This is a genomic window from uncultured Campylobacter sp., from assembly GCF_937997465.1.
In the GTDB taxonomy this organism is placed as follows: Bacteria; Campylobacterota; Campylobacteria; order Campylobacterales; family Campylobacteraceae; genus Campylobacter_A.
The window spans coordinates 1-2,474 of record NZ_CALKTQ010000014.1; the positions used below are offsets into that span (position 1 = coordinate 1).

Consider the following 2,474-nt stretch of genomic DNA (forward strand, 5'->3'; position numbering starts at 1 on the left):
ATACTCTCTTTTCTTTGCTTCAAGCGCGTTTTGGACGGATTTTATGGCGGGACGTTTGGCGTTTTTGTAGTAGCTTATGATTTTGGCTTTTTTGGCGGTTTTGCCTAGATCGTACGGGAAAATTACCGACGAGAGGGCATCGGCTATGGTTTGCTTGTCCGTAGTTTTTAAAAATCTACGCGTCAAATTTGTCAAAACTTTGTCAAAACGCATACCAAATATTTCGTTTTGCGGCGGCGAGAAAAGCTTAAGCGAGATAGTCTTTAGATGATAAACATAGGCGTTTAAATTTTCTACGCTTTGGCTTATCGTCGGCCTTTTGGCAGAGCTTGCTAGTTTGTCTAAGATCCGCTCAAATTTTTCCTCGCCTATGCTTAATTTTGCACCTTTAAAATTTACGCCGAGAAATGTAAATGCGCTATCTTTGCCGTGAATGGAAGTTTTGGCTTCGTTTAGGGATAAATTTATGGTTTTTAGGAAATCTTTTAAGTGCGCGAGCCCTTGTTCGGCGGCTTCGTATGAAGTAAAAAACACAACGAAATCATCGGCGTATCTGACGAATTCGGCGCCGCTTTACTCTAAAAATTTATCCATCTGATTTAGATAAACGTTTGAAAGGAGCGGACTTAGGACGTCGCCTTGGTGAACGCCTTTTGCGTGAGCGCGGTAATCAAAATGCTCGAAAATTCCGTTATTTATCCAAAGCTCGATAAGCCTAACAATACGCGCGTCACGGATGTTTGCACGCAAAATTTCAAGCAATTTTTCGTGATCGATAGTTTCAAAAAAATCTTTAACGTCGGTTTTTAGGGCAAAATCGTAGGTTTTGAAAAAATCCCTAGCTCGGTATATGGCATTAGCGTAAGATTTGCCAGTGCGGTAAGCATAAGAGCGGTTTGAAAAGCCTTTGTCAAAATAGCTTGAAAGCTCGCCTATAAGGATATTTTGCGTAAATTTATCTTTTAACGACGGGATGGCGAGTTTACGGAGCTCGTCTTTGTTCTCCTTTGGGATAAAAGCTCGTTTTAGCGGCTCGGGCGAATAAGAAAGATTAAAAATTTCATCTTTTAACTCAGCGTAAAAAAAATCCGTGCAAATGTCATCAATGCTAAGTCCGTCAAGCCCCAATGCCGTATGCTTAAGCCTTTTTAGGGCATATTCAAAGGCGTTGCTAGTAAAAATATCCTCTAAGCTTAAATCAAACACAAAACTCCTTTTTGATGGTTTTGCAATTTCGCGGTGCGAAATTAGATTCGATCTACCTTTATCTTGCCTAGTCCAAAAACGGTGCTTTTACCAACGCCCGTGATACAGGCTAGCTGCAAAAGCCTTGCCGAGCGTTCGTCAAGTCCAAAAACCCGCATTTTACCGATTATGCCGCCAAACTGCATTTTAGCGTGCTGGCGGTTTGAGTAGCGGTTAAGATCGTAAAATCTCAAATCCTGCTCGAAGCGGTCAAATTTGACTTCAAATTTATCCATGCTTTTGCCCGTTATACTTTCAAAGCGCATAGCGACTTGGCGGATAAAGGATTTAAAATCGATATCGCGGCAAACGAGAACGTTTTTTTGTTTTATGCGAAGCGGTGTTTGAAGCGAAATTTCATAATCGCCTGCGGTGAAATCGGGCGTGAAATTTAACGTTTCGTGAGTCTTTGAATATAAAAATTTAGGATCAAAGATTTTACCGTTTAAGCTCATATGCGTAAATTTAAATTTGCCCCTATTGACGCCAAGACCGATTTCTTGCATATTTTGGATAGCTATAACAATATGATGTAGGCAATTTGTAGCATAATCAAAAAGTATAATTTTAAAATCGAAACTTCTTTGATTAAGGTTAATATCTAGTCTAAAATTCGGGGTATCGGATACGTTTTCAAAAAAATCGTTATACACGCACCGCTCGCTAATGCCGCACTCCTCGCAGTTTACGCCTATATATGGGCAACAAGCTCGCCTAAGAGCGTATCCTAAAGCGCCTCTAATCGTCGAGCCGATAAAAGGATAGGAGGGCTTTAAATCTATGCCGTGGACACCTACTTCTAAGTATTTAAGCATGGATAACCTTTGCGATATTTTTGTGAAAATTATACTATAAAATAAGCTTTTATGCTCTAAGCTATGCAAAAAGCGCTTATGGTTGTCAGTAATTGACAATCTTTTGCTGTAGGATTTTTGTCCACTGTTTGCGCGGCACCTCAAAAGCAAACATGGATCAAAAGGCGAGTTTGATGAAAAATAGGCTATTTGAAACATTTCAGTTTTTGGCGACAATAATGCCAAATTTTATATATTTTAAAAGGGTAAAATGTGCAAAAACGAGATCATAATATATTATCACACATAAAGCGAGAGATATCTCTTTCGACTAGGATTAAAAAAGATAAAAGCAAATACACGCAGAAAAGCAAAACACAAAAATGCGGCAATATACTGACGAGGTAAAAGATCTTACTCAAATACGCCTATTAA

General features: G+C 39.2%; 1 protein-coding gene and 1 pseudogene. Both read right to left on the reverse strand.

Annotated features, from left to right (window positions below):
- Positions 1–1,206 (reverse strand): annotated as a pseudogene (locus Q0546_RS00425) (reverse transcriptase domain-containing protein); the annotation flags it as partial.
- A 41-nt stretch (positions 1,207–1,247) separates the two neighbouring features.
- Entirely contained in the window at positions 1,248–2,060 is an 813-nt protein-coding gene (gene cas6 / locus Q0546_RS00430; RefSeq protein ID WP_298789533.1) for a CRISPR system precrRNA processing endoribonuclease RAMP protein Cas6, read from the reverse strand.
- Positions 2,061–2,474 lie beyond the last annotated feature (414 nt).